32 protein-coding genes and 1 pseudogene are annotated in these 21,944 nt (G+C 45.9%); 20 read left to right on the forward strand and 13 right to left on the reverse strand.

Going from position 1 to position 21,944, the window contains the following annotated elements:
- Position 1 precedes the first annotated feature (1 nt).
- Genes G7092_RS02675 through G7092_RS02705 form a run of 7 tightly spaced genes read left to right on the forward strand, consistent with a single transcriptional unit; the run spans position 2 to position 4,866 of the window.
- On the forward strand, positions 2-427 hold the full coding sequence (locus G7092_RS02675) for a hypothetical protein (RefSeq protein WP_166085919.1): 426 nt from the start codon (positions 2-4) through the stop codon (positions 425-427).
- 3 nt (positions 428-430) lie between these two features.
- Entirely contained in the window at positions 431-1,708 is a 1,278-nt protein-coding gene (gene eno, locus G7092_RS02680) for a phosphopyruvate hydratase (RefSeq protein ID WP_166085921.1), read from the forward strand.
- Positions 1,705-2,265: an inorganic diphosphatase gene (locus G7092_RS02685; protein ID WP_166085923.1), complete on the forward strand. Its 561-nt coding sequence runs from the start codon at positions 1,705-1,707 to the stop codon at positions 2,263-2,265. The genes eno and G7092_RS02685 overlap by 4 nt, the downstream gene beginning before the upstream one ends.
- Positions 2,262-3,677: a voltage-gated chloride channel family protein gene (locus G7092_RS02690; RefSeq protein ID WP_166085925.1), complete on the forward strand. Its 1,416-nt coding sequence runs from the start codon at positions 2,262-2,264 to the stop codon at positions 3,675-3,677. Before G7092_RS02685 ends, G7092_RS02690 begins: the two co-directional genes overlap by 4 nt.
- Positions 3,670-4,041, forward strand: a complete 372-nt coding sequence (locus G7092_RS02695) for a DUF190 domain-containing protein (RefSeq protein WP_166085927.1) — start codon at positions 3,670-3,672, stop codon at positions 4,039-4,041. Before G7092_RS02690 ends, G7092_RS02695 begins: the two co-directional genes overlap by 8 nt.
- Positions 4,042-4,043: 2 nt before the next feature.
- Complete coding sequence (gene crcB / locus G7092_RS02700) at positions 4,044-4,418, forward strand: fluoride efflux transporter CrcB (protein ID WP_166085929.1); 375 nt, start codon at positions 4,044-4,046, stop codon at positions 4,416-4,418.
- Between the two features lie 10 nt (positions 4,419-4,428).
- Positions 4,429-4,866, forward strand: coding sequence for a universal stress protein (locus G7092_RS02705; protein ID WP_166085931.1), 438 nt, complete (start codon positions 4,429-4,431; stop codon positions 4,864-4,866).
- Between the two features lie 199 nt (positions 4,867-5,065).
- On the opposite strand, the gene G7092_RS02710 is transcribed toward G7092_RS02705, so the two are convergent.
- Positions 5,066-5,632, reverse strand: a complete 567-nt coding sequence (locus G7092_RS02710; protein ID WP_235953765.1) for an RNA polymerase sigma factor — start codon at positions 5,630-5,632, stop codon at positions 5,066-5,068.
- A gap of 176 nt (positions 5,633-5,808) precedes the next feature.
- On the opposite strand from G7092_RS02710, the gene G7092_RS02715 reads away from it, so the two are divergent.
- The gene (locus G7092_RS02715) at positions 5,809-6,093 is read left to right on the forward strand and encodes a hypothetical protein (RefSeq protein ID WP_166085933.1); all 285 of its coding nucleotides are present in this window, start codon (positions 5,809-5,811) and stop codon (positions 6,091-6,093) included.
- Positions 6,094-6,185: 92 nt separating this feature from the next.
- Here G7092_RS02715 and G7092_RS02720 read toward each other — a convergent pair whose 3' ends face one another.
- The 5 genes from G7092_RS02720 to G7092_RS30500 form a co-directional block, all read right to left on the reverse strand.
- Entirely contained in the window at positions 6,186-6,992 is an 807-nt protein-coding gene (locus G7092_RS02720) for a hypothetical protein (RefSeq protein WP_166085935.1), read from the reverse strand.
- A 40-nt stretch (positions 6,993-7,032) separates the two neighbouring features.
- Entirely contained in the window at positions 7,033-7,233 is a 201-nt protein-coding gene (locus G7092_RS02725) for a hypothetical protein (protein ID WP_166085937.1), read from the reverse strand.
- A gap of 128 nt (positions 7,234-7,361) precedes the next feature.
- Positions 7,362-7,712: a helix-turn-helix domain-containing protein gene (locus G7092_RS02730; protein ID WP_166085939.1), complete on the reverse strand. Its 351-nt coding sequence runs from the start codon at positions 7,710-7,712 to the stop codon at positions 7,362-7,364.
- Positions 7,713-7,812: 100 nt separating this feature from the next.
- Positions 7,813-8,004, reverse strand: coding sequence for a hypothetical protein (locus G7092_RS30495; protein ID WP_202985204.1), 192 nt, complete (start codon positions 8,002-8,004; stop codon positions 7,813-7,815).
- 42 nt (positions 8,005-8,046) lie between these two features.
- Positions 8,047-8,214, reverse strand: a complete 168-nt coding sequence (locus G7092_RS30500) for a virulence RhuM family protein (RefSeq protein WP_202985205.1) — start codon at positions 8,212-8,214, stop codon at positions 8,047-8,049.
- A 656-nt stretch (positions 8,215-8,870) separates the two neighbouring features.
- Here G7092_RS30500 and G7092_RS02740 point away from each other — a divergent pair.
- From G7092_RS02740 to G7092_RS02750, 3 genes are read left to right on the forward strand one after another with little or no spacing between them, the layout of a single operon-like run.
- The gene (locus G7092_RS02740) at positions 8,871-9,482 is read left to right on the forward strand and encodes a hypothetical protein (protein WP_166085941.1); all 612 of its coding nucleotides are present in this window, start codon (positions 8,871-8,873) and stop codon (positions 9,480-9,482) included.
- A gap of 18 nt (positions 9,483-9,500) precedes the next feature.
- A complete protein-coding gene (locus G7092_RS02745) occupies positions 9,501-10,697 on the forward strand; it encodes a DUF2252 domain-containing protein (RefSeq protein WP_166085943.1) in 1,197 nt (398 codons plus the stop codon).
- A 2-nt stretch (positions 10,698-10,699) separates the two neighbouring features.
- Positions 10,700-11,185: a DUF421 domain-containing protein gene (locus tag G7092_RS02750; protein ID WP_166085945.1), complete on the forward strand. Its 486-nt coding sequence runs from the start codon at positions 10,700-10,702 to the stop codon at positions 11,183-11,185.
- 70 nt (positions 11,186-11,255) lie between these two features.
- On the opposite strand, the pseudogene G7092_RS02755 reads toward G7092_RS02750, so the two are convergent.
- From G7092_RS02755 to G7092_RS02775, 5 genes and pseudogenes are all read right to left on the reverse strand, one after another.
- Positions 11,256-12,134 (reverse strand): annotated as a pseudogene (locus tag G7092_RS02755) (glycoside hydrolase family 130 protein).
- A gap of 235 nt (positions 12,135-12,369) precedes the next feature.
- Complete coding sequence (locus G7092_RS02760) at positions 12,370-12,906, reverse strand: YciE/YciF ferroxidase family protein (protein WP_166085948.1); 537 nt, start codon at positions 12,904-12,906, stop codon at positions 12,370-12,372.
- Positions 12,907-12,944: 38 nt separating this feature from the next.
- On the reverse strand, positions 12,945-13,820 hold the full coding sequence (locus G7092_RS02765; RefSeq protein ID WP_166085950.1) for an SDR family oxidoreductase: 876 nt from the start codon (positions 13,818-13,820) through the stop codon (positions 12,945-12,947).
- 2 nt (positions 13,821-13,822) lie between these two features.
- Positions 13,823-14,002, reverse strand: a complete 180-nt coding sequence (locus tag G7092_RS02770) for a DUF6496 domain-containing protein (protein WP_166085952.1) — start codon at positions 14,000-14,002, stop codon at positions 13,823-13,825.
- A 20-nt stretch (positions 14,003-14,022) separates the two neighbouring features.
- Positions 14,023-14,868 (reverse strand): SDR family oxidoreductase, encoded by an 846-nt coding sequence (locus G7092_RS02775; protein WP_166085954.1) that lies wholly within the window; start codon positions 14,866-14,868, stop codon positions 14,023-14,025.
- A 139-nt stretch (positions 14,869-15,007) separates the two neighbouring features.
- Between G7092_RS02775 and G7092_RS02780 the strand changes: the two genes are divergently transcribed.
- Complete coding sequence (locus G7092_RS02780) at positions 15,008-15,670, forward strand: flavodoxin family protein (RefSeq protein WP_166085956.1); 663 nt, start codon at positions 15,008-15,010, stop codon at positions 15,668-15,670.
- On the opposite strand, the gene G7092_RS02785 is transcribed toward G7092_RS02780, so the two are convergent.
- Entirely contained in the window at positions 15,667-16,047 is a 381-nt protein-coding gene (locus G7092_RS02785) for a TraR/DksA family transcriptional regulator (RefSeq protein ID WP_166085958.1), read from the reverse strand. The genes G7092_RS02780 and G7092_RS02785 overlap by 4 nt on opposite strands.
- An 88-nt stretch (positions 16,048-16,135) precedes the next feature.
- Here G7092_RS02785 and G7092_RS02790 point away from each other — a divergent pair, with 88 nt between their 5' ends.
- From G7092_RS02790 to G7092_RS02825, 8 genes are all read left to right on the forward strand, one after another.
- Positions 16,136-16,672: a pyridoxamine 5'-phosphate oxidase family protein gene (locus G7092_RS02790; protein ID WP_166085960.1), complete on the forward strand. Its 537-nt coding sequence runs from the start codon at positions 16,136-16,138 to the stop codon at positions 16,670-16,672.
- Positions 16,669-18,339, forward strand: a complete 1,671-nt coding sequence (locus G7092_RS02795; RefSeq protein WP_166085962.1) for an FAD/NAD(P)-binding protein — start codon at positions 16,669-16,671, stop codon at positions 18,337-18,339. Before G7092_RS02790 ends, G7092_RS02795 begins: the two co-directional genes overlap by 4 nt.
- A 22-nt stretch (positions 18,340-18,361) precedes the next feature.
- Positions 18,362-18,817 carry a ferritin-like domain-containing protein gene (locus tag G7092_RS02800; RefSeq protein ID WP_166085964.1) on the forward strand — a complete coding sequence of 152 codons (456 nt, stop codon included), beginning with the start codon at positions 18,362-18,364 and terminating at the stop codon, positions 18,815-18,817.
- 59 nt (positions 18,818-18,876) lie between these two features.
- A complete protein-coding gene (locus tag G7092_RS02805) occupies positions 18,877-19,458 on the forward strand; it encodes a DUF1543 domain-containing protein (protein ID WP_166085967.1) in 582 nt (193 codons plus the stop codon).
- 25 nt (positions 19,459-19,483) lie between these two features.
- Complete coding sequence (locus G7092_RS02810; protein WP_166085969.1) at positions 19,484-19,678, forward strand: DUF2188 domain-containing protein; 195 nt, start codon at positions 19,484-19,486, stop codon at positions 19,676-19,678.
- On the forward strand, positions 19,675-20,418 hold the full coding sequence (locus G7092_RS02815; RefSeq protein WP_166085971.1) for a DUF72 domain-containing protein: 744 nt from the start codon (positions 19,675-19,677) through the stop codon (positions 20,416-20,418). Before G7092_RS02810 ends, G7092_RS02815 begins: the two co-directional genes overlap by 4 nt.
- Positions 20,419-20,467: 49 nt before the next feature.
- On the forward strand, positions 20,468-20,659 hold the full coding sequence (locus G7092_RS02820) for a hypothetical protein (protein ID WP_166085973.1): 192 nt from the start codon (positions 20,468-20,470) through the stop codon (positions 20,657-20,659).
- Between the two features lie 190 nt (positions 20,660-20,849).
- A complete protein-coding gene (locus G7092_RS02825) occupies positions 20,850-21,023 on the forward strand; it encodes a BF3379 family histone-like protein (RefSeq protein WP_166085975.1) in 174 nt (57 codons plus the stop codon).
- A 389-nt stretch (positions 21,024-21,412) separates the two neighbouring features.
- Here the strand turns inward: G7092_RS02825 and G7092_RS02830 are convergent, their stop codons facing one another.
- Entirely contained in the window at positions 21,413-21,856 is a 444-nt protein-coding gene (locus tag G7092_RS02830; RefSeq protein ID WP_166085977.1) for a DUF6934 family protein, read from the reverse strand.
- Between the last annotated feature and the right edge of the window lie 88 nt (positions 21,857-21,944).

The raw sequence follows: 21,944 nt of genomic DNA on the forward strand, positions 1-21,944 counted from the left end.
AATGAAAAACTTATCAGAAACGCAATTAAGATCTATTCAATCCATCGTGCATGTAGTCGAAGAAAAGCTGCGCGATATGGAAGCGCTCGTCTACTTTACTTTGGAGCATCCGGAAAAAGGTATACAGGTTACTTTAGAACATGACCTTACCGCCGAGGAACTGATGCAATTCCAGCATAAAGCGATTGAGATCAAACAAACCCTGCAAAAAATAAAAGACACTTACGGCTTTAACAGCGAAAAGGCCAGTTTGAAACGCCTGATCAGCACCAAAGCGGCCTTTATGTGGGAGGATATAACAGGTTCAAGTTTCGATAGCTTGAAGGGACACGGTGCAGTAGATGAAAGATTGCGAGGTGAATATGAAAGCCTTTTTGACCGTCTGACAAAACTAAGTGACGAATTTATTAGCAAACAAAAATCATAACCTATGGAAATTAAAACATTAAAAGCAAGGGAAGTACTCGACTCCCGCGGTAACCCGACGGTCGAAGTCGAAATTGAATTAACGGATGGTGCAAAAGCCAGGGGCATTTCACCATCTGGCGCCAGCACCGGCGAAAAGGAAGCCGTTGAACTCCGTGATAACGATACTAAACGCTACAACGGCAAAGGGGTTGAGACAGCGGTAAATCAACTTAATCAGGAGGTAGCCCTCGAAGCAACTGCTGTACGTTTGGAAAGCCAGCAGGATTTTGATCATTTTCTCATCGAACTTGACGGCACGGAAAATAAATCCCGCCTGGGCGCCAACGCAATACTTGCCGCTTCCATCGCCTATGCCCGCGCATCCGCTCATTCAAAGGGCATACCGCTTTACAGGCAGTTGATCGATCGGGAAGGTTATATCATGCCGGTCCCCTGTATGAATGTCATCAATGGCGGTAGGCATGCGGATAATAACCTCGACTTCCAGGAGTTCATGATCGCACCGCATAATGCGCCTTCATTTAAGGAAAGCATCCGCATGGGCGAAGAAGTATTTCACGCGCTGCGCACCTTGTTGAAAAGCAAAGGCTATTACACGGGTGTGGGTGACGAGGGCGGTTTTGCACCAAACTTGAAATCGAATGACGAAGCGATGGACGTTATTCTGGAAGCCATCCATAAGGCCGGTTACCAGCCCGGTAATGACATTTCTGTTTGCATCGACCCGGCCACCAGTGAAATGTGGCGGAACGGGCGCTATGTATTTTATAAGAGCGATCAGCGAAGCGTAAGCAGCGAAGAACTGATCGCACTTTGGGATAAATGGATCAAACAATATCCTATCGTGCTGATCGAAGACGGTTTGGGAGAAAATGACTGGCAGGGCTGGAAAAAAATGACCGCTGCATTGGGCAGCAAGATCGAATTGGTAGGCGATGATATATTCTGCACCAACCCAGCCATTATTGCGGAAGGAATCAAGGAAGGGATTGGGAACAGCGTACTGATCAAACTTAACCAGATCGGTACCATTACGGAGACATTGGAAGCGGTCAGGTTAGCCCAGGAACATAACTACAATTGCTTCATCTCACACCGGAGCGGTGAAACCGAAGACACCACGATCGCCGACCTGGTGGTGGCCACTAACGCCGGACACATCAAGACAGGTAGCGGCTGCCGTTCGGAAAGGATAGCCAAATTCAATCAGCTTTTACGCATCGAAGAAGAATTGGGGAACAATACAAGCTTTGCTGGTCTAAAAACTTTTAAAGTATGAAAACAGTACACCCGTGGCATGATATAGAACCGGGTCCGCAAGCTCCGGAAATTGTCAAAGCGGTCATCGAGATCGCCAAAGGCAGTAAGTTAAAATATGAACTGGACAAACCGACCGGGTTGCTGACGCTTGACCGGGTACTATTTTCTGCCGTACATTACCCGGCAAATTACGGACTGATACCGCAAACCTATTATTTGGACCATGATCCGCTGGATATCATCGTGATATGCTCGGAAGCGCTCGAACCGCTTTCCCTGATTAATGTCCGCGTTATCGGGGTGATGCACATGGAAGACACCGGTGATCCGGATGACAAGATCATTGGCGTGGCAGCGAACGATGTTTCGCTGGATTATATCCATGACATTGCCGAATTGCCGCCGCACACCGTACATGAGTTGCAGAACTTCTTTGAGGACTACAAAAAGCTGGAAAACAAGAGAGTTGATGTGTTAGGCTTTAAAGGAAAAGAGACGGCATTTACCATTATTAGTGAAAGTATACAACGATACAACGAAGAAATTAAACCCACCTTACCAACCGATAAACTATGAATGAAAACCCTGTAAATAACGAGTCGATCAGCTTAAAAGAACATTATGCGATCTTAAAGCATCTGTTTAAATGGGCAGCGCTGGTAATTCCCATTGCCTTAGTGATCGGCAGCATCATCGCATTTTTTTTGTGGCTGTTAGGCGCAGCTATCCATTTCAGATTCGCGCATTTCTGGCTATTGTTTTTGTTGCCGCTGGCGGGTGTCCTTATCCATTTTATTTACCAGTCAATCGGCAAGTCATCCGAAAAAGGCAATAACCTGATCATGGAGCAGATACACGAAGCAGGCGGCGGTGTCCCCAAACGCATGGCGCCGATCATCCTTATTACTACTGTGATCACGCATTTATTCGGTGGTTCTGCCGGACGTGAAGGTACAGCGGTACAGATCGGCGGCAGCATCGCCTCCATGTTTGGCGGCTGGTTTAAGTTAAAAGGATTGAATATGCGGATGGTGTTAACCGCCGGGGTAGCGGCGGGGTTTGGCGCTGTATTCGGCACACCACTCACCGGAGCTATCTTTGCAATGGAAGTATTGACTATCGGTAAAATACAATATGATGCCTTGTTACCCGCGCTGATCGCGGCTATCATAGGTGATATGACGGTTGCTGCATGGCATGTTTCGCATGTGCATTACCATATCGAAGCATTGCCAGCTTATCAGCCGCTCATGGTGTCTGATCTTTTTCATTTCGATCTGCTGTTATTGCTCAAAGTGATCGTAGCCTCTGCTGCATTCGGTCTCGCAAGTTACCTGTTCGCGGGTATGGTACATGAGATCAAAACCGTCTGCGGGAAAATATTTAAGCATAAGTGGATGATACCTGTGTTTGGCGGACTGCTGATCATCGGCCTTTATTTCCTGAACGGGAAACCGGATTATCTGAGCCTCGGGGTTGATGCGGAACATCCCGGTGCAGTTACCATACCATCGGCCTTTCAAGTTGGCGGTGCAGATACCTGGAGTTGGTTATGGAAAACCATTTACACCACTGTAACATTGGGAACGGGTTTTAAAGGCGGTGAAGTGACACCACTGTTTTATATCGGTGCCACTTTAGGTAATACGCTATCCGGACTTTTAAATGCACCGGTAAGCTTATTTGCAGCATTGGGATTTATTGCCGTTTTTGCAGGTGCCACCAATACGCCGCTAGCGTGCACGTTCATGGGCATTGAGTTATTCGGCGGTGAACATGCTTTGCTTTTTGCGGTGGCTTGTTTTACGGCTTATTTTTTTAGCGGGCATTCCGGTATTTATAGCGCCCAGCGAATAGCTGTGCCAAAAATATTTGATGACGAATATGCGGACGAAGCAACTTTGTCGGAATCCATGAAACGGCGGGGCTATTTTCACCAGAAATTAAACAAATACAGCCCACGGATAAAACGGAAAAATCATGAATAAGATTTTTGAGATCAATGAACGATCTTTAGGAAAACTACAGATCTATGTCAGGCCACAGGAGAAAATCGAAGCCCGGAACCTGCTGCACAGCTTACGTTCCCGGCAGTTGTACCGGGAATTGGTGAAGTATGCCAAGCATGATCATCTGATGAACGCATCCGTATTTCAAACGCATCATGGTTATTCCATGCACGGTAAGATCAGTTCCACTCATGTGGAACTGCCTGATCAGACCCTTTACCTTTGCATTGAACTGATCGACGAAAAGCAAAAGCTGGAGGACTATTGCCGAAAGCACGGCGAATTATTAAAAGGAAAAATGATCGTTTACCGCCCGGTAGAATTTTGGGAAATAAAAAGTTAGCCATGAAAGCAGTATGGATTATCTTCTTAGGCGGCGGCCTTGGCAGCGTGTGCAGGTACTTGGTTAACCGATGGGTAACCGGGATAGTGACTTCGGCCTTTCCTTACGGGACATTCCTGGTGAACATAACGGGTTGTTTTTTGATCGGCTTTCTGGTTTTTTATTCGGCAAAATTCGGCACGTATTCGCTTAACTGGCGGCTGTTCCTGGTCACCGGGATTTGCGGTGGTTACACCACCTTCTCTTCGTTCTCATTTGAAAATGTGCAACTGATCAGCGATCATCAATTATTTACGGCAATTCTTTATGCCTTTGGCAGTATCGTACTGGGTTTTTTGGCAACATATATGGGCATTTTGACAGCCAGAAGTTTTTAAACAATGAATTATGAAAAAGGACAGGATCTTAATTGTGGGTGACGACAGCCCGTCATCTCTTAAAGCCATCAGGTATGGTTATGAATTGGCTGCAAAACTGAATGCTAAGGTTGCCTTGGCCGGTGTGGTAGATGAGGCTTTAGCTGAAGGTAATGTGGACGCTGGTGTCTTTCCAGATCAGGCAGCTCATGATCTTAAGAAAAGTACTAAAGACTTTTTGTCGCACATGAAAGAAGACTATGGAAAAGATATCGACACGGAGTTTTTTACGCCTGAAGGCGAAGTCAAAGAAACCATACTGAATTTAGCCAAAGAATGGGAAGCAACGCTTATCGTGGCCGGAACGCATGGCCGGAAAGGATTGAACCGCTTACTGATGGGCAGCGTTGCAGAAGGAATTTTGAGAGATAGTAATATTCCTGTTATGGTTGTTCCAATGAAAATTTAAACAGATTACATAAAAAGCAGTCAAAATTTAATTTTATACTGAAAGAAAAAAGTCTGGAAGTAAATAGTCGAAGTATACTTTTAAAAATAATGTCAACAAACATTCAAACAAAACGTCGAATTAATAGGATCGATAAATTTAATCTAAGGCGAAAAATTAAATATCAGTCATAATTTTTAACATTTGAACAATCCGGGAATTAAGAAGCGAGAAGTATATCTGCATGGTAAAACCCCCGGAGTCGCCTTACGGCTCTGCAAAGAACGGTTTTTACAGAGCCTAATGGTATTTGTAACGTATCGGCCGTTTCCACATGAGTATATCCCTGGAAATATATGAGGTCTATGACTTTTTGTTCTTTTAAAGATAGTTGAACGCTGACATTCTTTATCGTGAAATAATCTACCTTACGATCCAAGTCGATAATGTAACCTATATCTTCGCATGCCTCTAACTCGCTGGTCTTAGCATCATTGCGATAAGATTTCGATCTGAGCCGATCAATAGCCAAATTTCGGGCAATGTTAACCATCCAGGTAAATAACCTGCCCTTTTCTGTATCATATTGATCAATGGCTTGCCATATACGTATGAAAGTTTCCTGTAAGATATCTTCGCTCAGGTGAGTATCGGAAATAATGCGAGAAATTACACCAAATAAGGCAGCACTATACATATCATAGAGGGCAGATATTCCACGATGGTTTCTTTTCTTTAAGTCTTGAATCAGCACATTCTCGGGTAGTCGGATTTTTTTGGATTTCATCAGGTGACTTTTTGCCAACTACGTAAAACGTCCCGCTATGGATTTGAAAATATAGATTTATTCCGATTATCATTACCCATACTTAATTAACTTATCTCTGAAATCATTTCAAATCGAAATTGAATAAGTCAAAGTGTTTTGTAAATTCACCTTAAATATTACTATTTCAAATAGTTATGACGGAAAATAAAAATCTGGCTGAAAAAATTAGCGAAATTCGAAATGTGATACAGATCATACAAAAGTTAATTGAAATCTGTAAAAAAAATAACGATGACTCAAATTCTGATCTTCGCAAACTTTACGAATTGCAGCAAGAATATTATGGCGAATTGAGAGTTCTTTTTGTGGCAGCTGTGGGGGATAAAAATCGCTTGATGGAACGCTTTGATGAGAGTTTATTTAGATATGAATTAACCTGGAATCTACATCTCAATACAATATTGCCAACTTCAACTTAATTGATTAGCTCCTGAATTTCTAGACGCAAGCATTTATGGATTACCAACCGTCATTTTAACAAAATTGGAGATGGTAAAGTAAGGGGAAATTATCAAAATACAGTTTTGATAATTTTCTCCGTGCCGTCAATCAGATCACAGGCTTCTTGGGTGTTAGGCATTTCCTTTTTATTCTTACAGGCCAGCATCCACAAATCATTCAGATGCTGAATATACCTCCAGGTTTCGAATGAGTATACTTCGTGCGTTTTTAAAAGATCATTGTAATCCTTAATAAACATACTTTTTTTAGGCGCTTTGATCAGGTGTTTGTTGCAAATCTGCTCAAGATGCTTTTCCAATATAATTCCGCATATCGCTCCTGAAGATCGTAGAAACTGTGATTTGGCCAGTTGGCGCGCGGTTTGAAGTTCCTGGTCCAAAAGCGTCGCCTGAATAACTTGTTGTATTTGGTAAAGAATATTATCCTGTCGCTCTAATACGCTGTTCAGAATGTTGACCTGTTGCTGAAATACAGGAATTGCATCAGGAGGACTGGCAACGACCTTTTTATCAAAACCGGCTGTAATAACAATGTTTTTCAGGTAATCCTCAATTACATAATTATCCGTTCTGATTTCTTTTCTACCCTTGGGTTGTTCATAGAGTGCTATAAAATCGTTGAGGCGGCCAGGAAGAAATTGCCTGATTACAGCTTGGGACGCAGAATACCAGGATTGATAGACCTGTATGAAGTTAGGTAAAGTCTTTACGAACGCCTGGTAATCCTTCTTTAGCACATGGGTAAAATGGTGTTCCATGCTTTCCGGAAATTGAGCCACCTGCATGGCATTAAAAAGATTGACACCCTGGTTTGATAGTTTTTTAAGTTCTGTTTTAATTTGATCGGTAGCTGTCATGATAGGCTTCAAAAATAAATGCTTTGCTACCCGTTGTCAATTAAATATTACAGAAATTATCAAACTCAGCCGGTTTTGATGTGACATCGTCGGCTATTCCGTCAAAAAGCCCCGCCACACCCTTTAAATGGTATCCGATAGTTTGCGCCACAGGTCCTGCCAGTAATTTATCAGCGCGTTTCCATTGCTTAAACATTCGAACAGCCCGAGCACCTACAGTCGATGCTTTGGCGAATTTCAATATACTGTCTGTTTCGCCGCTCCAATATAATTGATGTTATAGCCTGATTTTAGTAGTGTAAAGCTTGTGCAGTTCCTGACAGTTCTAAAGCGATTTGGCCGTTGGCCCCAGGTACGGTTTGCATAATTTTAGGCTGAAGAAGATACTTGCTTTTGTTTGAGCTCTTCGAAAAGTTCGATGACTTTTCTCTGCAAATTAATTATCTCATCTTCCCGACACCGAAGGGTGTCGTTCAACTGGTTCAATTCGTCATTATAGGCGGAAATGCCTAATGATTCATCGTAGGTTATTAATTGAATGATTGACAGGTCAAATATATTGGCAATCTGTTCTAACCGGGAAAGATTTAAATCCGTAATACCCGTTTCTATTTTTGATAAGGCGGGAATTGAAATCTCCAGTTTTTCTGCTACATACTGTTGGCTCCAATGTTGCGCTTGGCGCAAAAGCCGTATTTTTTTACCAATAATCGTATTCATAGTTTCAGCATTTACAATCCGAAAATAAACATTCTGGCGATGTTTATTTAACTTTCGCTACAAAGTCAACCTGAGCAATTAAAATTTTTATGCATTTTAATTATGAGGGTTGATAAGGTTTACCACTATTTTTTACCATCATGTCCTTTTCTTCTGGTCTACTTTCAGCAATCATTAAGGTAAGAGCGACTATTGCATTGTCTGCAATACGGTTTGAACCGTCCTCCCGGTACAGGATGCCATTTTTTTGAGAAACCATATAAACGGATATGCTGCTATCCGTTTTTTCCATCTGAAAATGAAGGTTTTTTTACAATAAAGCCCACTGATATGATTACGTCCAGACTGTATTTACGTAACGTCTTTTTACGTTTCTTCTGGCTTCCAGTTTAACTACCGAGGAATCCTCGGCAGTTGCTTCAGCACCTAGCTCACCTTCTTTATAGATGTTCCTGATATGTAAACCAATAGTATCAACATGTTTACCGAACAGCTCTGACATCTGGCGCTGTGTTAGCCAAACTGTATCTTCTGTTACTTGTAAATCTATAGTGTATTACTTTCTGTTATTTGGTATATTATGATTTGGTCATTTCCATATAATAAAATTAGTTGTTTTACATGATTTTAATAAATAAGTCAGCATAGCAACAATGAGTCATCATACCGCCTCTGCAAGCCCTGTAAAATCACGAGGTTGTAGTGGAATTCAATTCCGTCATCTATTTGGTCCGTCTGTTTTGTGAGCTCATATTCATTAAGCAGTTCAATTACCTTAGCTTGCACCTCATCAATAATATCCCAGTTTTTGAGACATAAATATCAGTAACCCTGTTTGACTGATCTTTATAGTTCATGGCAAGGCCAACATCATACATACTGAAGCGACAGCGATACGGACCCTGAATTATTTTTCGAACCCGCGCGTTTGGCCAGTTCCGGAAATACCACATGTTCTTCAAGGGTGATCGTCTTCATGCCAGCAAATTCGCCAAGACCGTGCCAAAGCCATTCTGAAGTTTTGAGATTTTATTTGAGAACAAAAACACCGCGGCTGAATCGCTCCATAATCAGTTCATTCCAAACAGGAGTGGATTTTTGCTGTTGTTGAATAGCGGGGGAATTCAAACCCGCCTACATTGATTTATTGCATTGGCCATGAACGACGAAAAAAACCTGATCCCTCCGCAGCAAACAGGCCGGGCTACTGATTTCAGTGAAGAAAAAAAATACCCGTCAAAAGCCGAAGCGCATGCGGGCTTTAAAAAAACGGCGGATAAATTCCTGAATATTAACCAGTGGCACGAATACTCCGGTGCGGGCTCCGCTATATTTACCCTCTGCAACAACCAGGGCGAACCAGCCAGCGGTTACGCCGCTAAAGGCGCATTGATGAGCATTGAATTGCCGGTGCCCGGTTCGGATGCCGGTAAAGGACTGGAGTGGGTAATGATCGAGGATATGGATGCCCATAGCGATGCCCGCGCACCAGAAGAATTTATTGCAATGATCGTCAGGCCTTGCCCGGAGCCGCATGAAACCCGCACCGAAATCGCCCATTTCTATCAGGATATATCCACCAGCACCTTTATTGTGAAACGTTCCGGTAAAGTGGTCAGCGCTGCCGTCCATGGCCGTAATGAAACGCCCAATAACGCAAACGTCGACCTGCATGATAAAGTTCGCAATACGCTGGTTGCTCTCAGCGCGCGGGTCGGTTTGGCCGGTCCCCAATGGAAAAAACTGGTCAAAGGATTACTAGCCCACTGATTTTTAATCTAAAACTAAATGAATCTGGAACAAAGACTTAAAAATTTTAATGAAACTTTATTAGCGGAAAAAGTACAGCTTAAATACGAAGCGATGGCGGAGAACGCTTTCCGATTTTTCCGGGGCACTTGTCATCTATTTTACGAAGATCTCGCGGCGGCCGAGCCGCTGCCTTTGTCGCCGCTGGCCTGGATCTGCGGCGACCTGCATATCGAGAACTTTGGCAGTTATAAAGGCGATAACAAGCTGGTTTATTTTGATCTCAACGACTTCGACGAAGCCTTACTGGCACCCGCCAGTTACGAAACCGTCCGGATGGTGACCAGCATTTTTATTGCTTTCGACACGCTGAATATCGAACCCGAAAAAGCGTTGAAGATGGCACATTTGTATATGAAGACCTACTCGGCCACCTTAGCCAAAGGCAAAGCCATCAGTATCGAACCCCGTATAGCTAAAGGCATCGTCTGCGATTTTCTGAAATCTGCCGAACAATCCACCTATAAAGAACTGCTCAAAAAACGCACCGTCAGCAAGAAGAAAAGTATCATGCTTTCCCTGGAAGACGAGCGCCACTTCAAACTTGATAAAGATCTGAAACACGAACTCAAAGCACATATCAACGAATGGGTTAAAACCAGCAGTGACGGCCCATATAATTATGAAGTGGTCAGCGCTGTCTTTCGCCTCGCCGGCACCGGCAGCGTGGGGGTTAAACGCTATCTCTTTCTACTCAAAAGCACCAACACAAAAAATCATTACCTCTTACTGGATATGAAGGAAGCGCGGCCATCTTCCCTGCAGCCATATGTACCTACCCAGCAATTACATTGGGACAACGAAGCTGCCCGCGTCATCGGTATCCAGCAACGCTTGCAAAGCACACCCACCGCTTTGCTGAGCACCACCGTTTTTCGCGGCGATGCTTTTATCATCCAGGAACTGCAACCCGTGAAGGATACCATTAAATTCAAACTCTTAAAAGACTACCGGGATATGTACCAGGTGATCGACGACATGGCCGCGCTCACCGCTTCCGCGCAGCTGCGCAGCGGCGGTATGCAGGGTTCCGGTACGATTGATGATCTGATGTCCTTCGGCCTGGATACCAACTGGCAGGATGCCGTGATCGCTTACGCACAGCGCTATGCGGCCACTACCAAAACCTGTTACAAAACTTTCAAAAGGGATTTTAAAGCAGGTAAATATCAGTAACCATGGAAACACTCCTCACTATCTTCGGCGAAGGCAAAGATCTCAGCATACTACAAATGTGCAGCCGTGGTATCATCGTTTTCTTCCTAGCCTTTTTGCTCATCCGCTTATCCGGCCGGAGAAGCTTTGGCATCCATACCGCGCTGGATAATATCATAGTGATTTTATTAGGCGCAACGCTCAGCCGCGGTATCGTCGGTGCTTCGCCCTTTGTGGCAACACTGGTGACCTGTACAGTTATCACCGCGTTACATCGCCTGTTTGGCTGGCTGATCGTCCGATATCATAAAGTAGGATTGTTTATCGAAGGGGATAAACTGCCTTTATATGAACACGGCAAATTCAATAAAAAGAACATGGACAGAGCATTAGTTTCAGAGGCGGAAGTAATGCAAGGTATCAGGCGAACCGCCATTACAGACGACCTGGATCAGATCAAGGTAGCTTATCTGGAGCGTAGCGGAGAGATCAGCGCGGTTAGAAAGTAAGCTCAATTTTGGCATTGCCGGGAACGATCAGTTCTGCATGACCACCTGTTTGGTGATGATCTCACCGTTCTTATCCAGTTGGTTCCAGGTGCGACAGGATTTCTTTGATAGAAAAATGAGCGCCACAAACAAATTCATCCGCTGCTCCATAATAAATCGTTAGCTGATCACTATTGATGATATGCCTGTTAGTAAAAACAACGTAACCGAAAAAGCCGCTCAACTCGTAAGCTTCGGTCGGTATCATAATGGCCTCCCGGGTCCGGGAAATTACTTTCCCTGGTTCCTGCAGATCCATCAAAAAAGCATCTAAACGATACTGATGTTCGGCATTCGCCCCGTGGTAGATCTCCAGCCAACCCTATTCGGTTTTGATCGGTGCTGCCCCTGCGCCAACCCGTGCGTTGCCCCATAGTCCCGGCCGGCTTTTGATCAGGCATTGGTGATTGCCCCATTGCCGTCCGTCGCTGCTTTCGGCCATCCATATATAATTGCCGCCGATCTCCTTACTGCTGGGGCGGTGCAGGTAGCAGAATTTGTTGTTGATCTTTTCCACGAAAATGGCGCAGTCCTTATTCGGCGGCGGAAGAATCATTCCCCCGGATTCAAAATCCCGCCAGTCTTTGGTAGTTCTTAAGCCAATGCCTACGCCGCTGTCGGATACCGCGGTATAGGTCAAATAATAGGTATCTTCGAAATGCGTTACCCGGCAATCTTCAATGCCAAAGCGCTCCAGCTTACCCTGGCCGAAAAGGGATGCCGATGATGCTGCTTCCTGAAAATGGATGCCGTCTTCGTTGTACAGGATTCGCAGGTGAGAGACCGTAGTGAGGTAATCAAGGCCCTTGTAGTTCAGTACGCGGGCATCGGTATAGATCAAATCAGGGTCGTTGAGCTGCACTTCGATGATCTCGCTTTCTCCCTTGGAGTTCAATGCCGGAAACAACATCGCGCCTTCTTTTTGCGCGGTTCCCTCTGCCACTCTGACGACGAGACCGATCTTTCCTTCAAAAGTAAAAACCCGGGATTGAGCAGACTGATGATCTGCAGACCCTCCTGGCTCGGCCGGAAATCCTTCGGTAACAGTAAGGGATTTTCGGGGAAACGACACGCAATATCGGCCATAGTGATAAAAAAACAGGAAAGGTCCCTGCCGGTTTGAAGCAGGGACTTTTTAAATGAAATTATTCAGCCACGGCCTGATCATTCACCAGGCTTTCCGCGCAAGTAGTCAGCGCTTCATCAGTCGCTTTTTCATTATCCAGCGTTTGCTGTAAAAGCTTGGCGACATCTTCGTGACCCATGGTAGACGCCAGCGTACGCAAACCGCCATAAGTCGCGATCTCGTAGTGCTCCACTTTTTGCGCGGCCAGGATCAGGCCCGCATCGCGGATCATCGTACCTTTTTCGGTGTCTTCGATAATGCCGTCCGCTTCTTCCAGCAGTCCTGCCATGGCATCACATTTTTTTGCGGCGGCTTTTTCGCCTAACAACTCAAACGCTTTTTCCAGGGTAGCAATATGCGTCTCAGTTTCCGCGGTATGCTTTTCAAAAGCATCTGCAAGTTCCGGGCTGGTGGCCGCCTTTTTCATTTTCGGTAAGGCTTTCACCAAGTGTTTTTCTGCCCAGTAGATGTCCTTCAACTCGTCCACAAAGAATTCATGAAATTCTGAGTTTTCCATTTTGCCGGTTCTTGCCGGTCTTTTTGTTGCTGTTGCCATAGTAGTAGATGTAATTGTTATTTGTTAAAAAAATAGATTTAAGGTTGTCCCGCACCGCCTGATGCACCATAGACTGCGCCGGTAGTAAAGCTGGCATTACTGTCTGCCAACTGCACATAGATCGACGCCAGTTCTGCCGGTTGTCCCGGCCGACCAAATACGGTTTGTGAACCAAACTTTTTCAACTTTTCCATACTTGCCCCGCCGCTCACCTGCAAAGGCGTCCAGATAGGTCCCGGTGCCACACCGTTTACCCGGATACCTTTCGGCCCGAGTTGTTTCGCCAGCGATTTGATATAGTTCATCGTTGCTGCTTTGGTCTGTGCATAGTCGTACAGATCGGGTGTTGGGTCATAAGCCTGCTCAGAAGTGGTACCGATAATGACCGATCCCGGCTGCAAATGTGGTAAGGCCGCTTTGATGATCCAAAAAGGCGCGTAGATATTGGTCTTCATCGTGGCGTCAAAATCCGCCGTGCTGATATCCATAATGGATTCGTGGGCCTGCTGCCGGCCAGCATTATTCACGATGATGTCCAGGCCGCCTAACTTTTCAATGGCCTCATTCACCAACCGCACACAAAATGCTTCTTCGCGCAGATCACCCGGTATCGCTTCCGCATGGACACCTTCAGCTTTGATAAGTTCGATCACCTCCCGCGCATCTGGTTCTTCGCTGGGGTAGTAGTTGATCGCTACGTCCGCGCCTTCGCGAGCATAGGCTATCGCCGCTGCCCGGCCCATCCCCGAATCACCACCGGTAATTAAGGCCCTCCGGCCTTTCAGCCTGCCCGAACCTTTATAGCTGGTTTCCCCGTGGTCAGGTTTCGGTTCCATCTTACCCGCCAGTCCCGGCCAGGTCTGCGATTGTTCCTGAAACGGCGGTTTCGGATATTTTTCTTTCGGGTTCTCCATATTTAATCTTTCTTTTTGGGCACTTTAGCACCCGCTTCCCGCGCTTCCGATAAACCGATCGCGATCGCTTGCTTACGGCTGGTTACTTTTTTACCGCTGCGGCCGCTTTTAAGCGTGCCTTCTTTTTCCTCGTGTAAAGCCTTATGGACCTTGTCCTGTGCTTTTTCTGAATATTTAGCCATGATATGTTGTATAAAAATATTTATCCGTTAACTACTTCACCACCGTTTATATGGATGACCTGACCGGTGATAAAGGAGGCGTCGTCCGAAGCCAGGAATACATATGCCGGACCGAGTTCCGAAGGTTGTCCCGCCCGCTTCATCGCTGTTTCATTGCCGAAGTCTTTGATCTTTTTTTCGTCGAAACTCGATACGATCAGTGGCGTCCAGACCGGCCCCGGTGCTACCGCGTTTACCCGGATCTGTTTTTCGACCAGATTGGTGGCCAGCGAACGCGTAAATGTCGTTATAGCACCCTTGGTTGATGAATAATCGATCAGGGATGGCGACGAACGATAAGCCGTCACCGAACTGGTATTAATGATACAGTCACCCGCCTTCATGTAATCCATCGCTGCTTCCGCAAAATAGAAGTAAGCAAAAATATTGGTGCGGAAAGTCGTGTCCAGTTGCTCCGGGTCGATAGCCTTGACGTTTTTTTGCGGAAACTGCATACCTGCATTGTTGACCAGCACATTCAATTTCCCGTATTCACCAACCACCTTTTTAACCGCCTTTTTACAGAAGTCCGCTTTTTTGACGTCTCCTTTGATCAACAAACATTTGCGGCCAAAAGCTTCCACTAAACTTTGTGTTTCCTTAGCGTCCACATCCTCATCTAGATAAACGATCGCCAAATCAGCGCCTTCGCGCGCGAAATGAACGCTGACGGCCCGTCCGATGCCGCTATCGCCACCGGTGATCAGCGCAATTTTACCACTCAGCTTGCCGGAAGCCCGATAACTGTCTTTGATATATTCCGGGGCGGGCTGCATTTTCGCCTCAATGCCAGGTTGCTTGTTTTGTTTCGCGGGAGTTTTTGCCATCGTGTAAAAATTTTTAAGAATTAAATGGATTGGGAAAAGTACGGTCTTAAATAAAGTCAGCGTATTCGTAATTGTTTTAAAAAATAACTAATAATTAAAAAGCAAAACTTTCACCGAAAATTCAGGTTGAACAGAAACTATGAAAGCACTATTTGTCAATTGTACGCTGAAACGCAGTCCGGACTTCAGCAATACCGGGGCTATGGCTGAAAAAGCCGCGCTGCAACTCCGTGAAGAAGGATTTGAAACGGAGATCATCCGGCTGAACGATTATCAGGTACTGACCGGCAATAGTTCCGATGAGGGCGATGGGGATGAATGGCCGCAGATTTTGGAAAAGATCAAAGCCTGCCAAATCTTTGTGATCGCTACACCCATCTGGATGGGACATCTGGCCTCAACTTCGCAAAAGGTCATTGAACGGCTGGATGCCATTTTCCGCGACGAAGATTTGATGGATAAGGAAACCGGTCAATTTATGCCTTACAATAAAGTTGCGGGGTGTTTAGTGACGGGCAATGAGGATGGCGCGCACAGTTGCGCCGCGCAGGTACTCTGGTCACTGCAGGAAGTGGGTTTCACCATCCCACCCAATGTCAATGCTTACTGGGTCGGTTTAGCCGGTGGCGAAAAAGACTATGTGGAAGCGGGCGGCGAGCGCTACCTGTACACCAATAAAAGCTTGCGTTACATGACCGGTAATCTGGCATTTTTTGCCAAACTATTGGCCAGCAACCCCATTACCACCGACCTGAACCAAGCCAATGAAAAAGCAAAAGCAGAAAGCGATCCGGAAGATTAATTTTGCCTCAGTTTCGCTTCCATACTCATCGTTGTATGGGGCACTGCCATTAACCTTTCCTTTTGGATCAGTTTACCGGTGGCGCGGCAAACGCCATAGGTCTTATTCGCGATACGCACCAGCGCCGCTTCCAATTGCTCGATAAACTTTTTCTGACGGCCCGCCATCTGGTGGATCGTTTCTTTTTCCAGCGTCGCTGCGCCATCCTCCAGCGTGTGGTAAGCGCCGCCCGTGTCATCCGTGCCATTAGAATTGGCATGACTTAGCGAAGCCGTCAGCGCGTTCAATTCTTCTTTAGCGATATTGATCTTCGACAAGATCAGCGTCTTGAAATCATTCAGTTCAGTATCTGAGTAACGTATAATCGTTGTTTCCATGCCCCCAACAACATCAGGGCCAACTAAAAGTTTGGACAAACAAAATCGCCCTGAATTTTCTTTCTAAGAAAATAAAATTCCATCACCTATGAACAGCATCGACCAACAACAACCAGAAGAGAACCGCGCGCCACTCTCCGGCGCCGAAGCCGTTGAAAAGATCAAAGAACTGGCCGGCAAGACTCATACCTGCTTTTTCTCCACCGACCTGAAAGGCGGCAATGCCGCAGCTACCCGGCCCATGTCCGTGCAGCAGATCGACGACCAGGGAAACCTCTGGTTCCTCAGCGCCAACGATAGCCTCAAAAATGGAGAGATCCAAAAAGACCCACAGGTGCAGCTGCTCTTCCAGGGTTCCGCGCATTCCGACTTTATGACCCTGGCGGGCAAGGCAACAATAAGCCGCGACAAAGAAAAGATCAAAGAACTTTGGGAACCTATTGTCAAAACCTGGTTCACCGAAGGCGTGGACGACCCGAGAATCACCGTTATTCAGGTAAGCCCTGTCGAAGGTTATTACTGGGACACCAAACACGGTAAAATGGTTGCCCTGCTTAAAATGATCGCCGGCGCAATTACCGGCAAAACATTGGATGATTCGATACAAGGCGACCTGAAGCCATGACGATAGCCTTGATCGGGGGCGGCCCCAGTGCATTATTTGGTTATAAAAGGCTGATAGATAGCGGCCAGTTTTTCGAGGTTGCCATTTATGAAAAGACCGGTAGCCTCGGCTGTGGCATGCCTTATAGTCGAAGCGGCTCTGCCGACGAGCATATCACCAATGTCTCCGGCAACGAGATACCGGCGCTCAGCAGCGATGTCGCCGACTGGATCAAGACCGTGCCGAAGGACACGCTGGATAAATACCATATCGACTCGGACAAATTCAACGATTACAAGGTATTGCCACGCCTGCTCTTTGGCCAATACCTTTGCGACCAGTTCAAGATCCTGCTGAAAAAGGCCAAGGAAAATGGCGTGGAGACCAACATCTATTACAACACCACGGTAACAGATATACAGGACCAGCAAAACAAGGTCGCGATCATCACTGAAACGGGTGAAAATACCTACGACCGGGTCATCGTCTGCACCGGTCACCTCTGGCTGAAAAATCACGAAGGAGAAATACCCGGCTGGTTCGATTCGCCTTACCCGCCGGAAAAGATCGCCCGACAGGTTAATTTTCCTGTAGCCATCCGCGGCGCTTCGTTGACCGCCATCGACGCTGTGCGTACGCTTGGCCGGCACAATGGCAGCTTTGAAAAAGATGAAAAGGGCAAACTCTCCTTCAAAGCTAACACGGACAGCCCGGACTTCAAGATCGTCATGCACTCCCGCAACGGGCTGTTGCCTGCCGTGCGCTTTCACCTGGAAGATACTCATCTGGGCAAGGATACGGTACTCTCCCAGGAAAAGATCAGGCAGATCCGTAAAGCCAATGATGGCTTTTTATCACTGGATTACGTTTTTGAGGAAAACTTTAAGAAAGGGATCAAGGAACATGATCCGGCCTGTTATGCTGAGATCAAAGACCTGAGCATGGAGGCTTTCGTCGACCACATGATGGCTAAACGGGAATCGCAAGACCCTTTTGATCTCCTTAAGGCCGAATATGCCGAAGCCGACCGCTCTATTAAAAGACATCGCTCGGTCTATTGGAAAGAATCGCTGGCCATCCTTAGCTTCGCTATGAACTATCCGGCTAAATATTTTTCGGCGGAAGATATGCTCCGCTTGCAAAAAACGCTCATGCCACTGATTTCCGTGGTCATCGCCTTTGTACCGCAAAGCTCAGCAGAAACCCTGATGGCACTGCATGATGCCGGCCGCCTGGAATTGGTGGCCGTCAAAGATACCGAAGAACCTGAACCCAACGAAAAAGGCGGTGCAGTCTATGCCGGACAACACTATCAATTTTTCGTCGATTGCATCGGCCAGCCGCATATCCCTTTTGAAGATATCCCTTTCGAAGGACTTAAAAAAGCAGGTACACCAGCAAGGTTAAAGTTCCGTGACTCAAAAGCCGGACAAGCGTTACTTAACCAGGACAATAAAAACATAACCCAGGACAATAATGGTGACTGCTATTTAAAAGTTCCTGGACTGGCCATCAATGACCGCTTCCAGTTGCTCGACGGTTTCAATGCCCTGAACGAGAGGGTCTACGTCATGGCCGTACCTTTTATCGCCGGCTTCAACCCGGATTACTCCGGTCTCGATTTTGGTGAGGCTGCTTCCAAACCGGTGCTCGACGGCCTGCTTGGCACAGCAATTGAAACTGACTAATTACATCTAAATAACAGAAGAAATGGAAATCACTGCAAAATCAACAGAGGTATTAAACGACCTCATCGAGATCAACAATGACCGCGTAGCCGGATTTGAAAAAGCTATAGCGGATATCAAGGACGAAAATATCGACCTAAAAGAACTGTTCCAGGAATACAGCGCGCAAAGCCGCCGCTTTAGCCAGGAACTAACACAGGTCGTAGCCAATGAAGGCGGCGAAGCTGAGACCGGCACCAGCGCAAGCGGCAGCCTGCACCGTGCTTGGATCGATGTAAAGTCGATCTTCGGTGCCAGTGACCGCGCTGGGATTTTGAACGAGGCCGAACGCGGCGAAGACGCCATCAAAAAAGCCTATCAACAGGCTTTAAGCGAAAGCGGATTAAGTCCGGAAGCTCAAAGTAAAGTAAGCGAACAGGCTGGCGATATCAATGCCGCCCACGACCGTATCAAAGCACTTCGCGACGCTGCGAAGTAATACCATACAGACTATACAATCAGAAAGCCGCTCCTGGGTGGCTTTCCTTTTTTTCAGCCATGGAACCCAAACTATTTATGGTATTGCTCGGCTCCAAAGCGACAGGCCGCAATGTCGAACAGCACGATTTCTTTTTCGGCATCGGGCATACGCTCCACGAGCTCGTTCCACAAATGAAAGCATTTTGGCCCGAAGCCGCGGACAGTCTGCACATTGATGGATGGCGCGAGGTAACCAGTGTAGAAGGCTATCAGGTCAGTGTCTTGCCGAAAGAAAACCAACTTCATGATAACCGGCATCTGTTCTTTATCAATCTCGGCGGCTATCAAAGCGGAAAACTCGAAGAAACGCATTACACACTCCTCACCGTCCAGTCTGACCGCAAAAGTGCGATCAAGACTTCGACCCAGACCGAGTTTTTTAAAACGAACGCCATCGAAAAAATCAAATCCGCCAGCGCTCATATCGATGAGAAATACGGCATAGATGTAGATGATATTTACCGGATCGAAGAATTACTTTCAGAAACAGACAAGCAACATTATCATATTCACCTCAGTCCGGGACCTTACGCCGTGTCCGATGAAATCCATCTTGGTTACTTTAAAATTCCGGCAGGCGAAAACAGCCCGGACCGCTAACTGTTTATCACTAAAAGGAGGAACTATGCCCTGGTATCACGGCGATTACCCGCCATCTTATAAAAACCAGCCCAAATACCTGCGCGATAAAGCGACTGAGATCGCCAATGAGGTTTTAAAAACCACGCATAATGAAGGCGAAGCCATCGCGACCGGCCTGAAGCAGGCGCGTATCCATTTTGAACATCACCCGGAAGAAATCCCGGCAAATGAAAAATGAAAACAAGCGCGCGGCAAATTTTTATCGGCACCAGTAATCTAGTGCTGCCGGTCGCCAATAAAGCAGCCTACCCAACCGAATTTCAGGATCAGCACCGGCTGGTTTATTACGGTCACTTGTTCAACAGCCTCGAAATTAACGGTTCTTTTTACAAAATTCCCCAGGCCAATACGCTTGCCAAATGGGCTAGCCTCGTTCCTGACGGTTTTCGTTTTACGTTCAAACTCTGGAAAGGTATCACCCACGAAAAGGACCTGGCCTACGAACCGTCTATTCTACAGCACTTCGTGACCGTTATTAATGCGGTCAGTGATCGGCGCGGTGCTTTACTCGTGCAGTTCCCGCCGAGCATCCGCAGTCCGCAGCAGTTGCAACTACAGCGCCTGCTACAAGACATTCACAAAGCCGCAAGTGGCTGGGATGTAGCTGTTGAATTCCGCCATGCTTCGCTTTACAATAGCGCCATGGATCAATTACTGACAGATCTCAACATGGCCATGGTGATCCATGACCTGCCCGCCTCCGCATCACCGCAGGAAGCTTTGCCTGTACCGTCCGTATATGTGCGTTTCCACGGACCTGAAAGCGGATACCGCGGGAGCTATGATGACAACTATTTGCAAGATTATGCTGAACGAATGAAAGAATGGACTTGTCAAGGTCAACGGGTTTATGCTTATTTTAATAACACCATGGGCGCTGCCGTCCAAAATCTGCGAACCCTAAACGGCTTGTTGTGAACATGTCGCCGGCTGAATGGTTTATAAAGTCATTCAGTTTTGACCATTCATGAAGTTAACGGACGACGAGTATTTAAACGCCATCATCGAAAATGTCCCGCTGGAAATCGCCATTATCGATGCCGTCACCTTTAAAATCGAAGTTTCCAACGACAATTTCCCTGAAAATGAGCATGAACGGTGTTTGTCCGATACCGCGCGATTAAGCCACGTTGCGCAAACCGGCGAAGCTTGGCAATGACGATGTTCTAAAAAGCGCCTCCAGTGGCGCAGTATATGCCCGTGAGATTGTTAAAGATCTTTTACGTCATGTCGATTCTCGGATGAGGAACAGCGTAAGATCGACGAATTCTAAGGCAATGCTGAGCCAGTTAGCTTAAATAGCTATCTTTGTTTCTTTTTATTTTTTTAATCATTTTAAATTTATTCCAATGGAACAGATCACCAAATTGAAAGAGCTTATCGCCTCGGCTGAGGCGGATGCAGAAAAGTTTAATAATGGCAATAATGCGGCCGGAACAAGGTTGCGGAATGCTATGCAGCAAATAAAGGTAACCGCACAAGAAGTGCGAACAGCCGTAACCGAGAAAAAGAACGCAAAATAATTAGAAAAAAGCTGTTTTGGGGAGTCCTGTTATGAACCGACAGGACTTTATTGTTTGTGGCTATTGATCATTGTTGCAGCTTCCTTAAAGGCAAAGGGCAAATACTTATTAAGGCGTGTTTTAAAAGAGCTAAATGGCAAACGCATTTTATGCCAACCCATTTTTAAATAAAAAAGCCGGTTAACCGGCTTTTTTATTTAAAAATGGGTACTATTTCGCGTACTTCTCAGGTACCGGGAATTTTTGCAATGTCTCCTTTGCTTCCTGAGTTTTTTTTGCCACGAAAGATGAATCCCTATAGTGCTTTACCTGGGAAGTTTCATTAGTGCCATTATTGTTGGCGGCTGAATATTTTGTATTTCTTGCCATAACTATACAAAGATAAATGATTATTTTCTGTTTGTCAAAAACGCCTTATAATTTACATTCCTAGTAAAAGGCTCCCAGCCATTTTCGGTTAGCCCCTTGATATCAAAATCTTGGATAACCTCATCTAAATTGCGTGCGATACTCATTTGGTAAAGTCGGGTGCGAGCAGCATTACTGCCTTGAGCAAAAATCAGGTGATTCCCGTGCTTATTGCAAAAATCATGAATGGAATGTGCTACAGTTGCCAGAACCTTATCCCTGTCTTCGTTATTACTGGTTACTACATCATCGATATCGCCATTTTCAGTGACATCACCAAAAGCCAAGTTATAAATCAAGAAAGGCCGGTCCTGAACAACGGTAAAGGTGATCATTTTTTTGATTTGTCCGTTGGGACCCTCGCTATAAAACTCATAATAGGTAAAATCTTCACTTGGAGTATATTCGTATTGTGGGAGGTTCATAAAATATCTAAAAGTTCAAAAATATAGAATTGCTTTCAGTTCGCGTTTTAAAGAGGGATAAGATTAACATAAATGCGCCCACCGAAAT

The organism is Mucilaginibacter inviolabilis (genome assembly GCF_011089895.1).
In the GTDB taxonomy this organism is placed as follows: Bacteria; Bacteroidota; Bacteroidia; order Sphingobacteriales; family Sphingobacteriaceae; genus Mucilaginibacter; species Mucilaginibacter inviolabilis.